Source organism: Microlunatus spumicola (assembly GCF_039536445.1).
Classification (GTDB): Bacteria; Actinomycetota; Actinomycetes; order Propionibacteriales; family Propionibacteriaceae; genus Microlunatus; species Microlunatus spumicola.
Window position 1 is genome coordinate 427,417 of record NZ_BAAAYR010000004.1, and the last position, 18,964, is coordinate 446,380.

Genomic DNA, 18,964 nt, shown 5'->3' on the forward strand with positions numbered 1-18,964 from the left:
GACCGGTGCGGCAGCGGCGCACGCTCTGCCCCAGCCCCTGACGGGCTGGTGAGGACAACTCTGCGGGGGCCACCTCCGGACCGCCTCAGGACGACGGACCGCGTGGGCTCAGGACCTCGGCAGGAGTGCTCGGGTGCGCGGGACCACCTCAGGAACGGCTGTGGGCACCCCCAGGGGGGTGGTCGTCTGGGCGCCCGCTGAGAAGTTCGCGGAACCGCTGTGGACAACCCGCCGTTCGGCCGCGCGACCTCACGCCGCGTGAGACCGTTCACGCGCTCGAGGTGACCCGCGACGAGCCGCAGGTCCCGCCCCCGACGAGCCGGCACCCCATGACACGGAGGAACAGATGCACCAGCGGATCTCACGGGCGGTCGCGGTCTCCGCCGCCGCGATCATGCCCCTGCTCGCGGCGTGCGGCGCGAGCAGCGAGCCGGCCGCCGGCAGCCCGGCCGCGCCGGCGACCTCGGCCGCGGCGAGCCAGGCCCCGGCCAGCGAGGCCGCGAGCTCGGCCCCCACCGCCGCCTCGCCCTCCCCCACCGCCGACGCCGCGGCGGAGAAGAAGGCCGTCGCGGCCGCGACGGAGAAGTTCGTGAAGGCGGTGCTGACGATCGGCTACCCGGACAAGTCCTTCGGGCAGTACACCGACCGCATCGAGCCCCTGATGACCGAGGAGGGCTTCAAGAACCTCGAGAGCGCCGAGTCGACCAAGAAGGGGTCGGCGGCCCTCAAGTCGCTCTACGCCCAGCGCGCCCGGTCGGCGCCGAAGCTGGGCAAGGCCCCGGAGGTCACCTCGCTGGAGTCCGGTTCGGCGACCGCCGAGCTCGACTACGAGAACGTCGCCCAGCGCAAGGACGGCGACGACTGGAAGACCCTCAAGTCGCTCGGCAAGGGCAGCGTCACCGTCACGCTCGTGAACGACGGCGGGAAGTGGCTGGTCGAGAACGCGTCCTGACCCGTACGCGGTCCCGCCCGTCGGGGCACCAGGGGTCTGTGTGACTCCTGGGACCCGGCGGGCGGTGGGCGGGCAGACGTGCGGGGACGAGTGCGGGAAAGCAGCCCCACGACGCGCGATCCTCTGCTTCGATCTCCCCGTGCAGGCCGTCCGCCCGCGGTCGCCGCTCCTCGCCCCGTTCTCGCGGGTGACGTCCCGCGGCGCGTTCATCCCCGAGGTGGACGGGCTCCGCTTCGTGGCCATCGCGGCCGTGGTCGTCTTCCACCTGGCCCTCAACCTCGCCAGCCGGAACCCCACCGCCTTCGCCTACCCCGTGCCGGGCAGCGCCCTGCACGACACCATCCGGTCGGGCGAGCTCGGCGTGCAGCTCTTCTTCATCGTCTCCGGGCTCGTGCTGGCGCTGCCGTTCGCGCGGCACCACCTGCGCGGGGGTCCCGCGGTCGGGCTGCGGGCGTACTTCCTGCGCCGCCTCACGCGGCTCGAGCCGCCGTACGTGCTCGTGATGCTCGGCTGCTTCCTGCTCCTCGTGGTCGTGCACGGGCGCAGCGCCCGGGAGCTCGCACCCCACCTGCTGGCCAGCCTCGGCTACGTCCACGACCTCGTCTACGCCCGCGACAGCCTGATCAACAACGTGGCCTGGTCGCTCGAGGTGGAGATCCAGTTCTACCTGCTGGTCCCGTGGCTGACGGCGCTGTTCGCGATCCGCGGGACCGTCGCCCGGCGGGCGGTGCTCGTCGCCGCGATCGTCGCGACCTCCGCCGTGGGGCCCCTGCTCGCGGACACCAGCCCGCACCTGCACAACACGCTGCTCCGCTTCGCGCAGTACTTCCTCGTGGGCTTCCTGCTCGCCGACCTCATGGTGGTCGGCCGGCTCTTCCCGACCGGGCCGCGCCGCGTGCGGTGGGACGTGCTCGCCCTGGCCGCGGTGCCGGTGGTCGTCATGCTGCACACGCAGACGGGGGCCGCACGCTGGCTGCCGGCCGCCTCGCACCAGCTGGTCGCGGAGCTCGCCGTCCCGTGGCTCTGCCTGCTCGGCTACCTCGGGGTGTTCCGCGGGGTCGCGCTGCACGCGTTCCTGACGCTGCCGCTCGTGACCACGATCGGCGGGATGTGCTACTCGATCTACCTGCTGCACAACGTGTTCCTCAACAACACGCTGTTCCTGACCAAGGGCCTCGCGCCGACCGGGGTCTACGGCCTCGACCTGCTGCTCCAGCTCGCGATCACGGGGCCGCTGGTGGTCGCCTTCTCGGCCGTGTTCTTCGTGCTCGTCGAGCGCCCGTGCATGGACCGGGCCTGGCCGCAGCACCTGGTCGCCTGGTTCCGCTCGCGCCGGCAGCGGGTCCGCGTCGGCTCCTCCTGAGGCCCGCCCTCCCGCTGGCCTCTCGGGAAGCGGTCAGCTCGCGGGGCGCAGCAGCAGCGCCGAGGCCTGCCGGTCGCCGGTGAACGTCCCCGTCCACCCGAACCCCGCGAACGTCAGCGTCGCGGTCGCCGCGTCGTCAGCGGTCACCGTGAAGCCGTTGCCCGCCGCCGTCCGGCGGTAGAAGGCGGCGAGGTCCGCGGCGGACGGAGCGGTCATGACCAGCGTGACGTTGTTCGTCTGGTCGACCCGCGACGCGAGCTGCGCGCCGACGGGGACGAACACCCGGTCGACGGGACCGTTCTCGAAGCCCAGCGCCGCGAGGCTCACGCCGTCCGCGGGCGTGGAGACCGTCGGGGTCGGGGCGGGCGACGACGCGGGGGGCACGTCGGGCACGGACCCCGCCGCGCACCCGGAGAGCGCAGCGACGAGGGCGACGGGGACGACGACCGCGCGCAGGACCCGGGGCGTACGCACGCGGCGAGGGTAGCCGCGCCCTTCGACAGGCGCAGGTAAGGGAGGCCCGGCCGAGAGGACGCACGGGCGACCGGCCCGCCGGGCCCGCGAGGCGGGTGCAGCCCGATGTCGGCCCGCGCCGATACCATCGGAGGTCTGATGACCGACACCTCTCCCCGGTCCGCGACCTCGCGGCCGGCTCCCGCCGAACCGGCCCCCGCGCCGGGCGTCGAGCCGTCGCCCGCCGTCCCGGCCGTGCCGGACATCCCCCAGGAGGACCTGCTCGAGGAGCCGCGTCGCTCGCGCCTCCCCGCCGCCGTCCGCGCGATGCGCCCGCGGCAGTGGGTCAAGAACGTCCTCGTCTTCACCGCCCCGCTCGCCGCGGGCCGGCTCTTCGACCGCGACGTCCTGCTCGGCTCGGCGCTGGCGTTCGTCGCCTTCTGCCTGATGAGCGCCACGGTCTACCTGATCAACGACGTCCGCGACGTCGAGGAGGACCGGCTGCACCCGCGCAAGCGGTTCCGTCCCATCGCGGCCGGCGAGCTCCGGCCGCAGGCGGCGGTGGTGCTCGCGGTGATCACCGGTGCGGCCGGCCTGACCATCGGCTTCCTCACCACCCCCCAGCTCGGCGTGACGCTGCTGATCTACCTCCTGCTGCAGCTGGGCTACTCGGCCTTCCTCAAGCACCTGCCCGTCGTCGACCTGGCCATGGTGGCCTCGGGCTTCCTGCTCCGCGCCATCGCCGGCGGCGTCGCGAGCGACATCCCGCTGAGCCAGTGGTTCCTCCTGGTGGCGGCCTTCGGCTCGTTCTTCATGGTCGCCGGCAAGCGCTACTCCGAGATCAAGTCGCTCGGCAGCGAGGCGGGCACCCGTCGCTCGCTCGAGCGCTACACGGAGTCCTACCTCCGCTTCGCGTGGATGCTCGCGGCGACGATGGTGCTCATCTCCTACAGCCTCTGGGCGTTCACGAACGGCGGCGTCGGCGCGTACGCGGTGCCCTGGACGGCGATCTCGATCGCGCCGTTCACCCTCGGGCTGCTCCAGTACGCCCTCGAGGTCGACTCCGGGAACGCCGGGGAGCCGGAGGAAGTTGTCCTGCACGACAGGGTTCTGCAAGTGATCGGACTGGTCTGGCTCGTGGTGATCTCGATCGGGGTGTTCACCCGATGAAGGCCTTCCCGGTGAACGCCTTCCCGTCCATGCCGGGCGGGGGCAGCGACCTCGACCTGCCGCACATCCGGCCCTCCGGGGTCGAGGAGCAGCCGCCGATCCCCCAGAAGCTCATCGAGATCCACGGCTGGGGCCGGGCGGCGGGCGCGATGTCGCACCTGCACGCCATCGACTCCGTCGCGGACGCGGTGTCCGCGCTGCGCAGCGGGGCCGGGCGCGGCGTGACCCCGCGCGGGCTCGGGCGCAGCTACGGCGACGCCGCGCAGAACTCCGGCGGGACCACGCTCGACCTGACGCACCTCGACAAGATCCTCTCGGTCGACGCCGCCTCCGAGCCGCCCACCGTGACGCTGCAGGCCGGCGTCAGCATCGACACGCTGATGAAGGCGCTGCTGCCGTTCGGGCTGTGGGTCCCGGTGCTGCCGGGCACCCGGCAGGTGACGATCGGGGGCGCCATCGCGGCGGACGTGCACGGCAAGAACCACCACACCCAGGGCAGCTTCGGCAACCACGTCCGCTCCTTCGACCTGCTCATGGCCGACGGCAGCGTGAAGACGCTCGAGCGTCCGACCGGCGGTTCGTGGGAGGCGCTGGACGACGACGGCCGGCTGTTCTGGGGGACGATCGGCGGGATGGGCCTGACCGGCGCGATCGTCGGTGCGGTCGTGGAGCTGCAGCGCGTGGAGACGGCGTACTTCACCGTCGACACCGACCGCTGCAGCGACATCGACGACCTGATGGCGAGGATGAGCACGGGTGACGACGCGTACAACTACTCGGTCGCCTGGTTCGACGCGGTCACCAAGGGCAGGCACATGGGCCGCGCGGTCCTCACCCGCGGCGACAAGGCGAAGCTGTCCCAGCTGGACCCCAAGCGCCGCCGGGAGCCGCTGAAGTTCGTGGCGCCGTCCTTCGGGACGATCCCCGAGGTCTTCCCGAACCGCATGGTCAACAAGCTGACGGCGAAGGCCTTCAGCGAGTTCTGGTTCCGCAAGGCGCCGAAGCACCAGGTCGGGGCGCTGCAGAACATCACGGCCTTCTTCCACCCGCTCGACATCGTCGCGGAGTGGAACCGGGTCTACGGCCCGAACGGCTTCCTGCAGTACCAGTTCGTGGTGCCGTTCTCGGCGCACGAGACGTTCAAGCGGTGCTTCGAGATGATCGTGAACTCCGGGCACCTGTCCTGCCTGAACGTGCTCAAGCGCTTCGGCCCGGGCAACCTCTCGCCGCTGTCCTTCCCGATGCCGGGCTGGACGCTGACCGTCGACCTGCCCATCGAGCCGGGGCTCGACAAGCTCTGCGACGCGCTCGACGAGGAGGTCGTCAGCGTCGGCGGCCGGGTCTACCTGGCCAAGGACTCGCGGCTCACCGCGGAACGGTTCCGTCAGATGTACCCGCGCCTCGACGACTTCCTCGCCGTCCGCCGGCAGGCCGACCCCGAGCACCTCTTCAGCTCCGACCTCGCCCGCCGTCTGGCGATCTGATGGCTCCCTCCTCCGAAAGCGACTCCTTGATCAACGCGACCGGCAACCCCTCGTCCCTGCTCCTGCTGGGCGGCACGTCCGACATCGCGCTCGCCATCGCCCGCCGGTACGCCCGTCGCGGCGGCCTGCGGGTCGTCCTCGCGGCGCGTCCGGGCGAGCGGCGTACGGCGGCCGCGGCCGAGCTGGGGACGTTGGGCTGCCAGGTCAGCGAGGTCGACCTCGACGCCCGCGACCACGGCTCGCACGCCGCCACGATCGACGCGGCCTTCGCCGACGGGGACATCGACGTCGCGGTGGTCGCGTTCGGGATCCTCGGGGACACCGAGCAGGCGTGGCAGGACCCGGAGCTCGCGCTCGAGCTGGCCGAGGTCAACTACGCCGCGCCGGTCCACCTCGGAGTGCTGCTGTCGAACCGGCTCAAGGAGCAGGCGCACGGCGTCGTCGTCGCCCTCTCCAGCGTCGCCGGCGAGCGGGTCCGCCGCTCCAACTTCGTCTACGGGTCGAGCAAGGCCGGCTTCGACGGCTTCTACCTCGGGCTCGGCGAGGCGTTGCGCGGCACCGGCGTACGGGTCCTCGTCGTCCGTCCCGGCTTCGTGAAGTCCAAGATGACCGCCGACCTCGAGGTCGGCCCGCTGGCGGCGACGCCGGAGGAGGTCGCCGAGGCGACGATCGAGGCGGTGACCGCGAAGCGCGAGCTGATCTGGGTGCCGACGCCGATGCGCTTCGTGATGTCCGGGCTGCGCCACGTGCCGCGGCCGCTGTTCCGCCGGCTGCCGATCTGACGCCGGCCGTGGTCCTCGAGGTCGCCCTCATCGACGTCACCGACCCCGACGCCTTCGAGGACGCGTTCCTCGGGGCGCGGGAGATCCTCGCCGGCACGCCCGGCTGCCGTTCGGTGCGGATGACCCGTGGCGTCGAGTCGGCCGAGCGGTTCGTGCTGCTGGTCGAGTGGGACAGCGTCGAGGCGCACGAGACGGGGTTCCGGCAGAGCGAGCGCTTCACGCGGTGGCGCGAGGCCATCGGCCCCTGGTTCGCGGGGCCGCCGCGGGTCGAGCACTTCACCGACGTCGGCTGACCGGGCCGCCCGCCCCTCACGGCGCCGGCGGCGTCCGGGCTGTCATCATGAGCGCGTGGCCGACGACTCGCGGATCATCGCCCTCGGGTTCGGCAAGTACGCCCGGTCGAACAAGATCTTCGCGCTCGAACGCCTGACCGGCGAGCAGCGCGGTGGCGGGCGTCGCACCCGGGTCTGGATCGAGGGCGTGCCCGAGCCCATCATCGCCTCGCGGACCGAGATCACGATCCTCCGTGACATGGGCGAGGAGGCTGCCGTCGACGTCCCCGTCCTCGACGAGGCGCTCGACCTCGCGGCCCGGCTCGCCGCCGCCGCGGACGCCGGACGCGTCGACCTCAGCGACCTCGGGCGCCGCGCCCGCCGCGTCCTCGCCTCGACCACCCAGCCCCCGCTGCCCGCCGACGACTGAACCGCCGGGGCCTGCTCAGCGCAGCGGCCGGAGCCGGTCCGCACCGTTCTCGGCCGCCACGACCACCGGCTGCGCGCCGGGGTCGGCGTACCCCCACGGCGCGGGGACGACCACGACCCGGTCGGGGTACGCGGCCACGAGGGCGACCCGGACCTCCTCGCCGTCGTCCTGCCGGAAGAGCCAGGGGTCGGCCAGGCACGACAGCCCCCGCGCGCGCAGCACCGCCTCGGCCTGCTCGAGGGTGCCGGCCTCCGCGAGCCGGGCCCCGAAGAGCGTGAGCGGCACGGTGCCGCCCGGCTCCTGCACGAGGTAGCCCAGCAGCTCGTCGTCCTCGTGCCGCCGGTAGGGCGTCCACCCGGGAAGAACCATGGCCGACAGGCAACCCCACCGTGCCACGGTCCGGCCAGCCGTTTTCGTCGGTCGACGCAGCGTCAGCGACCACCACCGCGCCAGCCGGCGGGGTCGACGCCACCCGGCACCACCTCGGCGGGGCCGTACGGCTGGCGGGTCAGCACGAAGGACCCCAGGTCGAGGTGGGTCACGTCGCCGCCCGCGTCCCGGACGACCGTCAGCGTCTCGCCCCGGTAGTAGGCGTCCAGCCCGGTCCAGCGACCGTCCGCGGCGGGCCGGAAGCGCGACTCCCGCCCGCGCGAGCCGAGGGTGACCAGCTCGAGGTGCCGGTCCGCCTGCAGCCGGACCGCGAACGGGGCCGCGCCCCAGTACCAGGGACCGGTCAGCGCGAGCAGCTCCGGGTCGGCGTCCGGGAGCGGCGCCCAGGGCTCGGGTTCGCGGGGCTCGGCCGTCGCCACCGCGTCGACCAGGTCCTCGACGAGCGCGCCGAGGTCCGGCCCGGACGTGGCGTTCGCAAAGGCGACGACGGCCAGGCCCGCCTCCGCCGAGACGTCGAGGCCGGCGAGGAAGCCGGGCATGGAACCTCCGTGACCGACCAGGCCGTACGGTCCCCCTCGCGTCTGCAGGCCCAGGCCGTAGCCCGAACCGTCCGCCCCGGCCGGGACGACCGGCTCGCGCATCTCCTCGAGGGTGGTGAGCGGCAGGACGCGGTCGTCGCCGACCAGCAGGAAGCTCGCGAAGCGGGAGAGGTCCCCCACGGTCGACCAGAGCTGGCCGGCCGGGGCCATCAGCCCCGCGTCGTGCGTGGGCTCGGGGAGCAGCAGGTCCGCCCACGGGTGCACGGCCCAGCCGAGCGCGTGCGGCGCGACCGGCATCAGGGTCGTCCGGCGCAGGCCGAGCGGGTCCAGGACCTCGGACTGCAGGACCTCGCCGAAGGGCCGGTCGTGGAGCCGCGCGACCATCGCCCCCAGCAGCGCGAACCCCGGGTTGGAGTAGTGGAAGCGTCGCCCGGTCAGCTGCTCGGCAGGGTCGGCGCCGAGGAGGTCGGTCACCGCCGGCCGCACCGCGCCGTCGGTCCGCTCCCACCAGGGCGGCGGCGTCTCCGACGCGACGCCGGCGGTGTGCGACAGCAGCTGCAGCACCGTCCGGTCGTCGGCGGCGGTGCCCGGGAGGTGGGTCTCCAGCGGGTCGAGGAGGTCGAGGCGGCCCGCGTCGCGCAGGCGCAGGACCAGCACGGCCACGAAGGTCTTGGTGATCGAGCCGATCCGGTACTGGGTGTCCGTCGTCGGGGCCGCCCCGTCCACCGAACCCCGCCCCCTGGACCACACCAGGGCACCGTCACGGACGAGGCCCGCGGCCACGCTGGGGGCCCGTCCCTCCGTCTGGGTGCGGGCCAACCGGTGGTCGAGCACCCGTCGGGTCGTCGGCAGCAGGTCCACGGGGTCTCTCGTCACGGGGACAGCCCATCACCCCCGACGACGCGGCGCGGCCCGGGTCCGCCCGGGAGTGGGCCGAGCCCGATGAGTCCGGCTGTCCGAGCCGGTCGACCTGTGCAGAGGACACCAGACCCGAGGAGAACGCCGATGAGTGCCATCACGCCGTGCCTGTGGTTCGACGACCGGGGCGAGGAGGCGGCGCGGTACTACGTGTCGCTCTTCCCGAGGTCGTCCGTCGGGAAGATCCTGCGCTGGGGTCCCGAGAACCCGGCCCGCCAGGGTCAGGTGCTGACGATCGAGTTCACCCTCGACGGCACCCCCTTCACCGCCCTGAACGGCGGTCCGCAGTTCACCTTCACCGAGGCCGTCTCGCTGCAGGTCGACTGTGCCGACCAGGCGGAGGTCGACCACTACTGGGACGCCTTCGTCGGCGACGGCGGCGAGGAGAGCGACTGCGGCTGGTGCCGCGACAAGTTCGGCTTCTCCTGGCAGGTGGTCCCGCACGTCCTGCCCGCGCTGCTGACCGACCCCGACCCGGGACGCGCCGGCCGCGCCATGGCCGCGATGATGACGATGAAGCGCCTCGACGTCGCCGCGCTCGAGGCGGCCGCCGCCGGCTGAGGCGCCCTGGCTGCCCTCAGGCGAGCTGCAGCGACGCCGCCCCGTCCTGCTGGCCGGTGACGTCCCAGAGGTGGTGCACGACGTCGTGCAGCACGTACTGCAGGAACGTCTCCACGGTGAAGACCGAGCCGTTCGACCGCGTGCCGCGACGCGCCCAGGCCCGCGCCTCGATCTCCGTGACCGTGCCGACGAGCCGCTGCGCGGCGGCCTCGAGGTCCTCCGCCACCTGCTCGGGGTCCTGCTCGCCGTAGCGCCCGGCGACGGCGGCCTCGTCCTGGTCCCAGTCGGCGAAGACCGCGTCGTCGGAGGTGAGCATCAGCTCGAGGCGCTGGCCGGTGATGACGTAGAGGTCGCGCACGTGCGCGCCGTACTCCAGCGGCGACCAGACGGCCGGCGCGGGCCGCACCTCCACCGCGGGGTTCTCGCGGAGGATCTGCACCCACTCCTCGCCCGCCAGGAAGAACCGCTCGCCGAGCTGCTCGCGGGGCACGGTACGGGCCTCGAACCCGCACTCGGGGCACCGTCGCTCGAGGACCCAGGTCCAGTCCTTGCCGTCCGGAACGATCACGTCGGCCTGCTCGTCGGCTGCCACGCCACCACCCTGGCACAACCGCCCCGCCGCCGCCCAGCACCTGGCGTCGGGGCTCCGACCACTAGACTCCCTCGACGCGGGAGCCGAGGGCGCCACCGCGAGAGGTAGGGCACGTGCCACAGGCGAGCCGGTCAGGACGCATCTCCAAGGTCCTCGTGGCCAACCGCGGCGAGATCGCGGTGCGGGTCATCCGCGCCGCGGCGGACGCGGGGCTGGGCAGCGTCGCGGTCTACGCCGACCCGGACGCGGACGCGCTCTTCGTCACGCTGGCCGACGAGGCGTACGCGCTGGGCGGCTCGACACCGGCGCAGACCTACCTCGACGTGGCCAAGATCCTCGACGTCGCCGCCCGCTCGGGCGCCGACGCCGTGCACCCGGGCTACGGCTTCCTGGCCGAGAACGCCGACTTCGCCAGCGCCGTCATGGAGGCGGGGCTGGTCTGGATCGGCCCGCCGCCCGCCGCCATCACCGCGCTCGGCGACAAGGTGCAGGCGCGCCACATCGCCCAGCGCGTCGGCGCCCCCCTGGTCCCCGGGACCGCCGACCCGGTCGCCGACGCGGACGAGGTCGTGGCGTTCGCCACCGAGTTCGGCCTGCCGGTCGCCATCAAGGCGGCCTTCGGCGGCGGCGGGCGCGGCCTCAAGGTCGCCCGCACGCTGGAGGAGATCCCCGAGCTGTACGAGTCGGCCGTCCGCGAGGCCGTGGGCGCGTTCGGGCGGGGCGAGTGCTTCGTCGAGCGCTACCTCGACCGCCCCCGGCACGTCGAGACGCAGTGCCTCGCCGACAGCCACGGCAACGTGGTCGTCGTGTCGACCCGCGACTGCTCGCTGCAGCGCCGCCACCAGAAGCTCGTCGAGGAGGCCCCGGCGCCGTTCCTCACCCAGGACCAGCTCGACCGGCTCTACACGTCGTCCAAGGCGATCCTCACCGAGGCCGGCTACGTCGGCGCGGGGACGTGCGAGTTCCTGGTCGGCCAGGACGGCACCATCTCCTTCCTCGAGGTGAACACCCGCCTCCAGGTCGAGCACCCGGTCTCCGAGGAGGTCACCGGGCTCGACCTCGTGCGCGAGATGTTCCGCATCGCCGACGGCGAGGAGCTGGGCTACGGCGACCCCGTCACCCGCGGGCACTCCATCGAGTTCCGGATCAACGCCGAGGACCCGGGTCGCGGCTTCCTGCCCGCACCCGGCACGCTCACGCGCTGGGTGCCGCCGCTCGGCCCGGGCGTCCGGGTCGACGAGGGCTACCGCGCCGGCATGACCGTGCCCGGCAGCTTCGACTCCCTGGTCGCGAAGATCATCGTCACCGGGGTGGACCGGGAGCAGGCCCTGGAGCGGTCCCGCCGCGCCCTGGCCGAGCTGGTCGTCGAGGGCATGCCCACCGTGGTGCCGTTCGACCGCGTCGTGCTCGACGACCCGGCCTTCACCGCCGCCTCCGGCACGTTCGGCGTGCACACGCGCTGGATCGAGACCGAGTTCGACAACACGATCGAGCCCTGGCAGGGCACCACCGCCGAGGCGCCCGAGGCCGAGCGCGAGCGCGTCGTCGTCGAGGTCGGCGGCCGCCGGCTCGAGGTCGTGCTGCCCGCCGGGCTGGGGGCGGGACGGGCCTCCGGCGGCAACGGCGGTTCCGCGGCGCGCAAGCCGGCCCGTCGTGCGGCGGCCGCAGCGGCGGCGCCGAGCGGCGACGCCCTGACCTCGCCGATGCAGGGCACGATCGTCAAGGTCGCGGTGGCCGACGGCGACCACGTCGAGGCCGGCGACCTCGTCGTCGTCCTCGAGGCGATGAAGATGGAGCAACCGCTCACGGCGCACCGGTCCGGCACGGTCTCGGGCCTGGCCGCAGAGCTCGGCGCCACCGTCACCTCCGGCATGGTGCTCTGCGAGATCGTCGACGCCTGACCGGTCCCCGGCCCGCAACCCCCGCGTCGCCGATCGCGACAAGAAGTGGTTAAGAAGGCGGGCCGGGGTCTTCGGTCCGCCCGACGTCGCGAGGCACACTCGAATCCATGGAATTCCTCGTCCTGCTACTCGTCGTGGCAGTGATTCTCGGGGGCGTGAGCCTCTACCGGCGCAACGCGATCCGGCAGCGCGAGACCGCCGAGCGCGCCGCCCTGGAGAGCCAGCTCTCCACCTCCCGCCGTGCCGCCGACGAGGACGTCACGAAGTTCGGCGAGGAGCTGCAGCGCCTCGACATCGACGTGGCCGGCCACCCGCTCGACGAGGCCATGCAGCAGGACTACCAACGCGCGCTCGACGCGTACGAGGACGCGAAGAGCTCGCTCGACGCCGTCCAGAAGCCCGACGAGATCCGCCACGTCACCGAGATCCTCGAGGACGGCCGCTACGCCGTCGCGTGCGTCAAGGCCCGCGTCAACGGCCGGCCGCTGCCGCAGAAGCGCCCGCCGTGCTTCTTCAACCCGGCGCACGGACCCTCGTCGCAGAACGTCGACTGGGCCCCGGCCGGCGGTGCCGTCCGCTCCGTCCCGGCCTGCCCCGCGGACGCCGAGCGTGTCCTCGCCGGCGCCGACCCGTACATCCGCACCGTCCAGGTCGGCGCGCAGCGCGTGCCCTACTGGGAGGGCGGCCCGGGCTACGCGCCCTGGGCGCAGGGCTACTACGGCCGCTGGAACGGCAGCGACATGCTCTCCGGCGTCCTGATCGGCAGCATGCTCTTCGGGGGCGGCGGCAACCTGTTCGGCGGCCTCGGAGCCGGCCTTGGCGGGATCGGCGAGGGCATCGGCGACGGATTCGAGTCCGTCGGCGACGGCATCGGTGGGCTGTTCGACGGTCTCGGGGACTTCTTCGGCGGCGATTAGCCGTCTGTCGCTCGGCGGCGTCCGCCGAGCAGATCACGCCCCCTGAGCTCGTCGAGGGGCCCGGAACGGGTCGGCTGCACCCCTTCGGCTCGCCACGCTGACCTCTTCGAGGCCCGTCAACAAGCTCAGGGAGCGTGCGCTCTAGGCGCTGAGCAGGTCCCGCAGGCCGGCGAGCACCTCGGTGCAGCCCAGCTCGACCTTGAGGGTCGCGAGGTCGTCCCCGCGGGTGTCGCCGCGGTTCACGATGACGACGTCGCGGCCCGCCTTGGCGTTGTGCCGCACGAAGCGGAAGCCGGACATCACCGTCAGCGACGAGCCGAGCACGACCAGGACGTCGGCGGCGTCGACGAGCGCGTACGCCTGGTCGACCCGGTCCCGCGGAACGGTCTCGCCGAAGAACACGACGTCCGGCTTGAGCACCCCGCCGCAGACCAGGCAGTCGGCGAGCACGAAGTCGCCCCAGTCGTCGACGACGGCGTCGCCGTCGGGCCGCAGCTCGGCGTGCTCGAGCACGCGCGGCTGGCCGACGTCGGGGTTGAGCAGGGCGAGACGGTCCTGGAGCTCGCGACGGCTGGTCACCCGGCCGCAGCCCAGGCAGACGACATCGGCGATCGAGCCGTGCAGCGGGATGACCGGCGAGCTGCCCGCGCGCTGGTGGAGCCCGTCGACGTTCTGCGTGACGACCCCCATCTGCCCGTGGGGCTCGAGGGCGGCGAGCAGCCGGTGCCCGTCGTTCGGCTCGGCGTGGCCCATCCGCGACCAGCCCTGGTAGGACCGGGCCCAGTAGCGCTTGCGGTTGTCGAGCGAGCGGACGAACTCGGCGTAGAGCATCGGGGTGGCCTTGACCGACGTCGGCCCGCGGTAGTCGGGGATGCCGCTGTCGGTGCTCATCCCGGCGCCGGACAGGACGGTCCAGGTGCGGCCGACGAGGAGGTCCGCGACCGCCTCGACCCCCACCCGGGTCTGCGCCTCGACGTCTGCCAGCGTCACCCGGCGAGAGTACCCGCGCCGCCAGGACGGCCCTGCGGCGCGCGAGCCGCGGCTGGCAGCATGACCGGATGGCTCTCGTGACCCGACCCCGCGCGCTCGTCTTCGACGTCATGGGCACGGTCGTCGACGACACCGGCGGGATCCACGCCGCGACCGTGGCCGTCCTCACCCGGCGCGGCGATCCCGAGCAGGCGGCGACCACGGTGGCCACGGCGACGAAGGAGGGCCTCCGGTCGCTGCTCGGCGAGGTCAGCGCGGGCCGTCGACCCTGGTCCCCGCACCGCGAGCTGCGCCGCGTGGCGATCCGGGCGGCCGTGGCCGACGCCGGCCTCGCCCCGCTGGACCCGGTGGACGAGGACGAGCTGTGCGGGGTCGTGCACCGCTTCGACGCGTGGCCCGACTCGGCCGCCGCGCTCACCCGCCTCCGCGCCGACCACCTCGTCGTGGCCCTGACGAACGCCGACCCGGCCGAGCTGGCTGGCCTCTCCCGGCACGCCGGCCTGGCCTGGCACCTGGCGCTGTCGGCCCGTCCGTCGCACGTCTTCAAGCCGGACCCGCGGGCGTACGCGGTGGCCGTCGACGCCCTCGAGCTCGAGCCGGCCGAGATCATGAAGGTCGCCTCGCACACCTGGGACCTCCGTGGGGCCGCGGACGTGGGGTTCCGGACCTGCTACGTGCGCCGGCCGGGCGAGGAGCCGCCGCCCGAGGGTGAGTTCGAGCTGGTGGTCGACGACCTCCTGCACCTGGCGGACGTGCTGAGCGGCGCGACCGCATGAGCATCCACGACCGCCGTCCCCACCGGCCCCGGACGAGCCTCGCCCTGCAGGTGGGTCAGACCCTGCTGCTCATCGGCCTGGCCGCGCTGGCCGTCGGCTTCTTCGTCGAGGGCGCCGGCAGCGCGGTGGTGGTCGGTGCCGTGCTCTCGGTGGTCGGGCTCGTCCTGCTCGTGGTCGGGCTGGTGCGCCGCCCGCGGTCGGCGCCGGGCGACTGAACCGTCCCTCTGCGGGGACCGGGCCTCAGCGCTCGGCCGGCGTCGGTACGTCGGCCTCCCAGCGCGTACGCCGCTCGTCCTCGGTCTGCTCCCACCAGGGGGTGCCGCGCTCGCCGAGCGCGACCTTGGTCGCCTGCACGCCGTCGCGGGAGGTGCGCTCCTCGTCGGTGCCCTTGGTCCGCTTCACCTCGCGGCGCCAGGCCATCAGCACCGTCTGCAGCTCGTGGCGCCGCTCGTCGGGCACGAGCGGGTCGGTGGCGCGCCAGCGGCGGCCGTCGATGACCAGGAACCGGCCGTCCTCGGTCCGCTCCACGTCCTTGTCGGACCGGGCCATCAGGTGATGGAGCGCGTCCCGTGGAGGCGCCGCGCGGCCTCCGCGATCGAGCCGGAGAGCGACGGGTACACGGTGAACGAGGCCGACAGCTGGTCGACGGTCAGGCGCTGCGAGATGGCCAGCGCGATCGGGTAGATGAGCTCGCTGGCCCGTGGGGCCACCACGACCCCGCCGATGACGATGCCCGTGACGCTGCGGCAGAAGAGCTTGACGAACCCGTCGCGGCTGCCCTGCATCTTGGCCCGCGGGTTGCCGCGGAGCCGCAGCACCACCTCCCGCGCGGGCACCAGGTGGTCGTCGACCTGCTGCTGGCTCACGCCCACGGTGGCGATCTCGGGGGTGGTGAAGACGTTGGAGGAGACGGTGAGCAGGTCGAGCGGCGCGACCGCGTCGCCGAGCGCGTGGTACATCGCGATCCGGCCCTGCATGGCGGCGACGGAGGCGAGCGGGAGCACCCCGGTGCAGTCCCCCGCCGCGTAGACGCCGCGGGCCTTGGTGCGTGACACCCGGTCCACGACGACAGAGCCGTAGCGGTCGGTCTCGACACGCGTCGTCTCCAGGCCGAGGTCCTCGGTGTTGGGGATGGACCCGACCGCGAGCAGGCAGTGCGAACCGGTGACCTGCCGGCCGTCGGTCAGCGTCACGACCACGCCGTCGCCCTCGCGGACGACGCTCGCGGCGCGCGACTTCGACAGCACGGTCAGCCCGCGCCGGGCGAACACGTCCTCGAGCACCTGCGCGGCGTCGGCGTCCTCGCCGGGCAGCACCCGCTCGCGGGACGACACGAGCACGACCTCGCAGCCGAGGGCGTCGTACGCGCTGGCGAACTCGGCCCCCGTCACCCCGGAGCCGACGACGACGAGGCGCTCGGGCAGCTCCTTCAGGGCGTAGAGGTGGCGCCAGCTGAGGATCCGCTCGCCGTCGAGGCGGGCCTCGGGCAGCTCGCGGGGCCGCGACCCGGTGGCGATCAGGACGATGTCGGCGTCGAGCTCCTCGGTCCCGCCGTCGGTCCGGGTCGCGACGACGCGCTCCGGGCCGTCCAGGCGGCCGCGGCCGTCGACGATCGTGACGTGCTCGTTGAGCAGGCGTTCGGCGATGTCGGCCGACTGCTTGGTGGCGAGGTCGAGCACGCGGGCGTTGACGGCGGACAGGTCGACGCTCACGCCCCGGTCGGGGTCGCCGTCGGCGGGTGCCGCGCCGCAGCCGTGCTCGCCGTCGGCGTGCAGCCGCACGCCGAGCTCGGCGGACTCGCGGACCTCGGTCATCACCTCGGCGGTGGCGATCAGCGTCTTCGACGGCACCGTGCCGGTGAGCACCGCCGAGCCGCCGAGACCCTGGTCCTCGACCAGCGTGACGGCACCGCCCAGCTGGCTCGCCACGAGCGCCGCCTCGTAGCCGCCGGGCCCTCCACCGATGATCGCCACGCGGTCCACGCCCCGATTGTCTCAGCCCCGTCCACGGAACCGGTCGCCGGTGACGAGCACCCGCCGCGGTTCGGCGGTTCGGATAACCTCCGTGCGTGCTGTACGCCGCCTACGGGAGCAACCTCGATCCCGCGCAGATGAGCGGCCGCTGCCCCCACAGCCCGCTGCGCTGGACCGGCTGGATCCCCGGGTGGCGGCTGACGTTCGGGGGCGACGGCTTCGACGGGGCGCTCCCGACCCTGGTCGAGGCGCCCGGGGACGTCCAGGGCGAGGAGCACGTCTTCGTCGCCGTCTACGACGTCACCCCGGCCGACGAGACCACGCTGGACCAGTGGGAGAGCGCCGACCAGGGGCTCTACTCCAAGGTCCGCGTCCGCGTCGAGACCCTCGACGGCATCAAGACCGCCTGGGTCTACGTCCTCGAGGACTTCGAGGGCGGCATGCCCAGCGCCCGCACCCTCGGCATCCTCGCCGACGCCGCGCAGACCGCCGGCGCCCCCGAGGACTACCTCGCCGAGCTCCGCGGAAGGCCCTGCCGCAGCGGCTGGTGAGAACGGGGAAGATCCGACCGCGACTACCCGGGCGGAACTTCCCCACTGAGCACGACCTAGCGTCGGGACCGTGAACACCTGGACGCGCACCCCGCAGGAACCCGTCGGCTCGGGCTTCGGCGCCAAGACGACCGCGGCCGAGGTCGCCGCCGGGATCGACCTCACCGGTCGGCTGGCGGTCGTCACCGGCGGCTACTCGGGCATCGGGCTCGAGACCACCCGGGCGCTCGTCGACGCCGGCGCGGACGTGCTCGTCCCCGCCCGTCGCCCGGAGCACGCGCTCGAGGCGCTGGACGGGATCACCCGGACGAGCGTCGCCGCCCTCGACCTGGCCGACCTCGACAGCGTCGCGGCCTTCGCCGACGACGTGCTCGCGCAGGGCCGCGGCATCGACCTCATGATCGACAACGCCGGGATCATGGCCGCGCCGGAGACCCGCGTGGGCCCCGGCTGGGAGGCGCAATTCGCGACCAACCACCTCGGGCACTTCGCCCTCGTGAACCGGCTCTGGCCGCTCATCGCCGCCGGCGGTGGCCGGGTCGTCTCCGTGTCCTCGGCCGGCCACCGGCGCAGCCCGATCCGCTGGGACGACCCGATGTTCACCCGCGGCGACTACGACAGGTGGGAGGCGTACGGGCAGGCGAAGACCGCGAACGTGCTGTTCGCGGTCCGGCTCGACGAGCTCGCGGCCGAGACCGGCGTGCGGGCGTTCGCGCTGCACCCCGGCGGCATCCTCACCCCGCTGCAGCGGCACCTCTCGAGCGAGGAGCAGCAGGGGCTGGGCTGGATCGACTCGAACGGGAACCCGCTCGTCGACTTCAAGAGCACCGGGCAGGGCGCGGCGACCACGGTCTGGGCGGCGACGAGCCCGCAGCTGGACGGGCTCGGCGGGGTCTACCTCGAGGACTGCGACGTCGCCCGCGTCTCCACCGACGACGCCCCGGGCGTCCGGCCGTACGCCATCGACCCGGAGCAGGCCCTCTGGCTCTGGGACCTCTCCGCCGACCTCACCGGCGTCAACGCCTTCTGACCCCCGTCCTCCCTGTCCTCCCCTTCTCCCGCTGGAGCGGGTCGGGTCGGGGGTGCGGGAGGGACGGAGCGCCCGGGGCGGGGGGACCGTTCCTCTAGGGTCGAGCCATGGCTGACGGAACCACCACCGACCCGTACGCGCTCGCCGACGAGGCTGCGCAGGCGATCCGGGACCTCTTCGGGATCGACGGGATCGACGTCTCGTTCACGCTCGGCTCGGGCTGGGCGGCGGCGTCGGACGACCTCGGCGAGGAGATCGGCAGCTGCCCGCTCGGCGAGCTGCCGGGCTTCAGCGCGCCGGTGGTCATCGGGCACGGCGGGCTGCTGCGGGTCGTGCGCACCGCGTCCGGCAAGACGGCGGCGGTGCTGACCGGCCGCACCCACTACTACGAGGGCCGCGGCGTCGCGCCGGTCGTGCACGGCGTACGGACCATGGTCAAGGCCGGGGCGACGACGGTCGTCCTCACCAACGGCTGCGGCGGGCTCAAGGTCGACCGCCCGGCCGGCACGGTCGTGCTGATGCGCGACCACATCAACCTCACCGGCGCGAACCCGCTCGTCGGGGCGCGGTTCATCGACATGACCGAGGCGTACGCGAAGCGCCTGCGCGACCTGGCCCGCACGGTCGATCCCGACCTGCCCGAGGGGGTCTACGCCCAGTTCCACGGGCCGTCCTTCGAGACGCCGTCGGAGGTGCTCATGGCCGGCGTCCTCGGTGCGGACCTGGTCGGCATGAGCACCGGGCTCGAGACGATCGCCGCCCGCGAGCTCGGCGCGGAGGTGCTCGGGCTGAGCCTGGTCACCAACCTGGCCGCCGGCATCTCCCCCACCCCGCTGCACCACGAGGAGGTGCTGGAGGCGGGCGCCGCCGCCGCACCCCGCCTGCGCAGCCTGCTCGCCGGCATCGCGGCCGCGCTCTAG

Annotated in this window: 22 protein-coding genes; 15 read left to right on the forward strand and 7 right to left on the reverse strand. The window is 73.6% G+C overall.

Going from position 1 to position 18,964, the window contains the following annotated elements; translation table 11 throughout:
* The first annotated feature begins 346 nt into the window (after positions 1–346).
* Positions 347–952, forward strand: a complete 606-nt coding sequence (locus tag ABD665_RS15065; RefSeq protein ID WP_204913450.1) for a hypothetical protein — start codon at positions 347–349, stop codon at positions 950–952.
* Positions 953–1,091: 139 nt separating this feature from the next.
* Entirely contained in the window at positions 1,092–2,315 is a 1,224-nt protein-coding gene (locus ABD665_RS15070; protein WP_204913451.1) for an acyltransferase family protein, read from the forward strand.
* Positions 2,316–2,348: 33 nt separating this feature from the next.
* On the opposite strand, the gene ABD665_RS15075 is transcribed toward ABD665_RS15070, so the two are convergent.
* A complete protein-coding gene (locus ABD665_RS15075) occupies positions 2,349–2,789 on the reverse strand; it encodes a hypothetical protein (protein ID WP_204913452.1) in 441 nt (146 codons plus the stop codon).
* 138 nt (positions 2,790–2,927) lie between these two features.
* Here ABD665_RS15075 and ABD665_RS15080 point away from each other — a divergent pair, with 138 nt between their 5' ends.
* From ABD665_RS15080 to ABD665_RS15100, 5 genes are read left to right on the forward strand one after another with little or no spacing between them, the layout of a single operon-like run.
* The gene (locus ABD665_RS15080) at positions 2,928–3,938 is read left to right on the forward strand and encodes a decaprenyl-phosphate phosphoribosyltransferase (RefSeq protein ID WP_204913453.1); all 1,011 of its coding nucleotides are present in this window, start codon (positions 2,928–2,930) and stop codon (positions 3,936–3,938) included.
* Entirely contained in the window at positions 3,935–5,422 is a 1,488-nt protein-coding gene (gene dprE1 / locus ABD665_RS15085; RefSeq protein WP_344742486.1) for a decaprenylphosphoryl-beta-D-ribose oxidase, read from the forward strand. Before ABD665_RS15080 ends, dprE1 begins: the two co-directional genes overlap by 4 nt.
* Before the next feature lie 26 nt (positions 5,423–5,448).
* The gene (gene dprE2 / locus ABD665_RS15090; protein WP_204913454.1) at positions 5,449–6,204 is read left to right on the forward strand and encodes a decaprenylphospho-beta-D-erythro-pentofuranosid-2-ulose 2-reductase; all 756 of its coding nucleotides are present in this window, start codon (positions 5,449–5,451) and stop codon (positions 6,202–6,204) included.
* A gap of 8 nt (positions 6,205–6,212) precedes the next feature.
* Complete coding sequence (locus ABD665_RS15095; protein WP_204913455.1) at positions 6,213–6,497, forward strand: antibiotic biosynthesis monooxygenase; 285 nt, start codon at positions 6,213–6,215, stop codon at positions 6,495–6,497.
* A gap of 55 nt (positions 6,498–6,552) precedes the next feature.
* Positions 6,553–6,906 carry a hypothetical protein gene (locus ABD665_RS15100; RefSeq protein ID WP_204913456.1) on the forward strand — a complete coding sequence of 118 codons (354 nt, stop codon included), beginning with the start codon at positions 6,553–6,555 and terminating at the stop codon, positions 6,904–6,906.
* A 15-nt stretch (positions 6,907–6,921) separates the two neighbouring features.
* Here ABD665_RS15100 and ABD665_RS15105 read toward each other — a convergent pair whose 3' ends face one another.
* Complete coding sequence (locus ABD665_RS15105) at positions 6,922–7,275, reverse strand: hypothetical protein (RefSeq protein ID WP_204913457.1); 354 nt, start codon at positions 7,273–7,275, stop codon at positions 6,922–6,924.
* Positions 7,276–7,337: 62 nt separating this feature from the next.
* A complete protein-coding gene (locus ABD665_RS15110; RefSeq protein ID WP_344742487.1) occupies positions 7,338–8,711 on the reverse strand; it encodes a serine hydrolase domain-containing protein in 1,374 nt (457 codons plus the stop codon).
* Between the two features lie 129 nt (positions 8,712–8,840).
* Between ABD665_RS15110 and ABD665_RS15115 the strand changes: the two genes are divergently transcribed.
* Positions 8,841–9,314 (forward strand): VOC family protein, encoded by a 474-nt coding sequence (locus ABD665_RS15115; RefSeq protein WP_204913458.1) that lies wholly within the window; start codon positions 8,841–8,843, stop codon positions 9,312–9,314.
* A 16-nt stretch (positions 9,315–9,330) separates the two neighbouring features.
* Here the strand turns inward: ABD665_RS15115 and ABD665_RS15120 are convergent, their stop codons facing one another.
* A complete protein-coding gene (locus ABD665_RS15120) occupies positions 9,331–9,906 on the reverse strand; it encodes a DinB family protein (RefSeq protein ID WP_344742488.1) in 576 nt (191 codons plus the stop codon).
* Positions 9,907–10,019: 113 nt separating this feature from the next.
* On the opposite strand from ABD665_RS15120, the gene ABD665_RS15125 reads away from it, so the two are divergent.
* Together ABD665_RS15125 and ABD665_RS15130 are read left to right on the forward strand one after the other, a co-directional pair.
* Positions 10,020–11,807 (forward strand): ATP-binding protein, encoded by a 1,788-nt coding sequence (locus ABD665_RS15125; protein ID WP_204913459.1) that lies wholly within the window; start codon positions 10,020–10,022, stop codon positions 11,805–11,807.
* Positions 11,808–11,914: 107 nt separating this feature from the next.
* Entirely contained in the window at positions 11,915–12,724 is an 810-nt protein-coding gene (locus ABD665_RS15130) for a hypothetical protein (protein ID WP_204913460.1), read from the forward strand.
* Positions 12,725–12,865: 141 nt separating this feature from the next.
* On the opposite strand, the gene ABD665_RS15135 is transcribed toward ABD665_RS15130, so the two are convergent.
* The gene (locus ABD665_RS15135) at positions 12,866–13,714 is read right to left on the reverse strand and encodes a Sir2 family NAD-dependent protein deacetylase (protein WP_344742489.1); all 849 of its coding nucleotides are present in this window, start codon (positions 13,712–13,714) and stop codon (positions 12,866–12,868) included.
* Between the two features lie 68 nt (positions 13,715–13,782).
* Here ABD665_RS15135 and ABD665_RS15140 point away from each other — a divergent pair, with 68 nt between their 5' ends.
* Together ABD665_RS15140 and ABD665_RS15145 are read left to right on the forward strand one after the other, a co-directional pair.
* On the forward strand, positions 13,783–14,490 hold the full coding sequence (locus ABD665_RS15140) for a haloacid dehalogenase type II (protein WP_204913461.1): 708 nt from the start codon (positions 13,783–13,785) through the stop codon (positions 14,488–14,490).
* Positions 14,487–14,705: a hypothetical protein gene (locus ABD665_RS15145; protein ID WP_204913462.1), complete on the forward strand. Its 219-nt coding sequence runs from the start codon at positions 14,487–14,489 to the stop codon at positions 14,703–14,705. The genes ABD665_RS15140 and ABD665_RS15145 overlap by 4 nt, the downstream gene beginning before the upstream one ends.
* A gap of 25 nt (positions 14,706–14,730) precedes the next feature.
* On the opposite strand, the gene ABD665_RS15150 is transcribed toward ABD665_RS15145, so the two are convergent.
* Positions 14,731–15,039, reverse strand: coding sequence for a hypothetical protein (locus tag ABD665_RS15150; RefSeq protein ID WP_204913463.1), 309 nt, complete (start codon positions 15,037–15,039; stop codon positions 14,731–14,733).
* Positions 15,039–16,472 (reverse strand): NAD(P)H-quinone dehydrogenase, encoded by a 1,434-nt coding sequence (locus ABD665_RS15155; protein WP_204913464.1) that lies wholly within the window; start codon positions 16,470–16,472, stop codon positions 15,039–15,041. Before ABD665_RS15155 ends, ABD665_RS15150 begins: the two co-directional genes overlap by 1 nt.
* Before the next feature lie 86 nt (positions 16,473–16,558).
* Here ABD665_RS15155 and ABD665_RS15160 point away from each other — a divergent pair, with 86 nt between their 5' ends.
* The 3 genes from ABD665_RS15160 (at position 16,559) to ABD665_RS15170 (ending at position 18,964) form a co-directional block, all read left to right on the forward strand.
* The gene (locus tag ABD665_RS15160) at positions 16,559–17,014 is read left to right on the forward strand and encodes a gamma-glutamylcyclotransferase (protein WP_204913465.1); all 456 of its coding nucleotides are present in this window, start codon (positions 16,559–16,561) and stop codon (positions 17,012–17,014) included.
* Between the two features lie 70 nt (positions 17,015–17,084).
* The gene (locus ABD665_RS15165) at positions 17,085–18,044 is read left to right on the forward strand and encodes an oxidoreductase (protein ID WP_204913466.1); all 960 of its coding nucleotides are present in this window, start codon (positions 17,085–17,087) and stop codon (positions 18,042–18,044) included.
* Positions 18,045–18,151: 107 nt separating this feature from the next.
* Complete coding sequence (locus tag ABD665_RS15170; RefSeq protein WP_204913467.1) at positions 18,152–18,964, forward strand: purine-nucleoside phosphorylase; 813 nt, start codon at positions 18,152–18,154, stop codon at positions 18,962–18,964.

Bases quoted from the DNA above. Each gene is read 5' to 3' on its own strand.
- ABD665_RS15145 (WP_204913462.1), top strand. From the start codon at position 14,487: ATGAGCATCCACGACCGCCGTCCCCACCGGCCCCGGACGAGCCTCGCC.
- ABD665_RS15150 (WP_204913463.1), bottom strand. From the start codon at position 15,039: ATGGCCCGGTCCGACAAGGACGTGGAGCGGACCGAGGACGGCCGGTTC.
- dprE1 (WP_344742486.1), top strand. From the start codon at position 3,935: ATGAAGGCCTTCCCGGTGAACGCCTTCCCGTCCATGCCGGGCGGGGGC.
- ABD665_RS15115 (WP_204913458.1), top strand. From the start codon at position 8,841: ATGAGTGCCATCACGCCGTGCCTGTGGTTCGACGACCGGGGCGAGGAG.
- ABD665_RS15130 (WP_204913460.1), top strand. From the start codon at position 11,915: ATGGAATTCCTCGTCCTGCTACTCGTCGTGGCAGTGATTCTCGGGGGC.
- ABD665_RS15065 (WP_204913450.1), top strand. From the start codon at position 347: ATGCACCAGCGGATCTCACGGGCGGTCGCGGTCTCCGCCGCCGCGATC.
- ABD665_RS15105 (WP_204913457.1), bottom strand. From the start codon at position 7,275: ATGGTTCTTCCCGGGTGGACGCCCTACCGGCGGCACGAGGACGACGAG.
- ABD665_RS15140 (WP_204913461.1), top strand. From the start codon at position 13,783: ATGGCTCTCGTGACCCGACCCCGCGCGCTCGTCTTCGACGTCATGGGC.
- ABD665_RS15080 (WP_204913453.1), top strand. From the start codon at position 2,928: ATGACCGACACCTCTCCCCGGTCCGCGACCTCGCGGCCGGCTCCCGCC.
- ABD665_RS15170 (WP_204913467.1), top strand. From the start codon at position 18,152: ATGGCTGACGGAACCACCACCGACCCGTACGCGCTCGCCGACGAGGCT.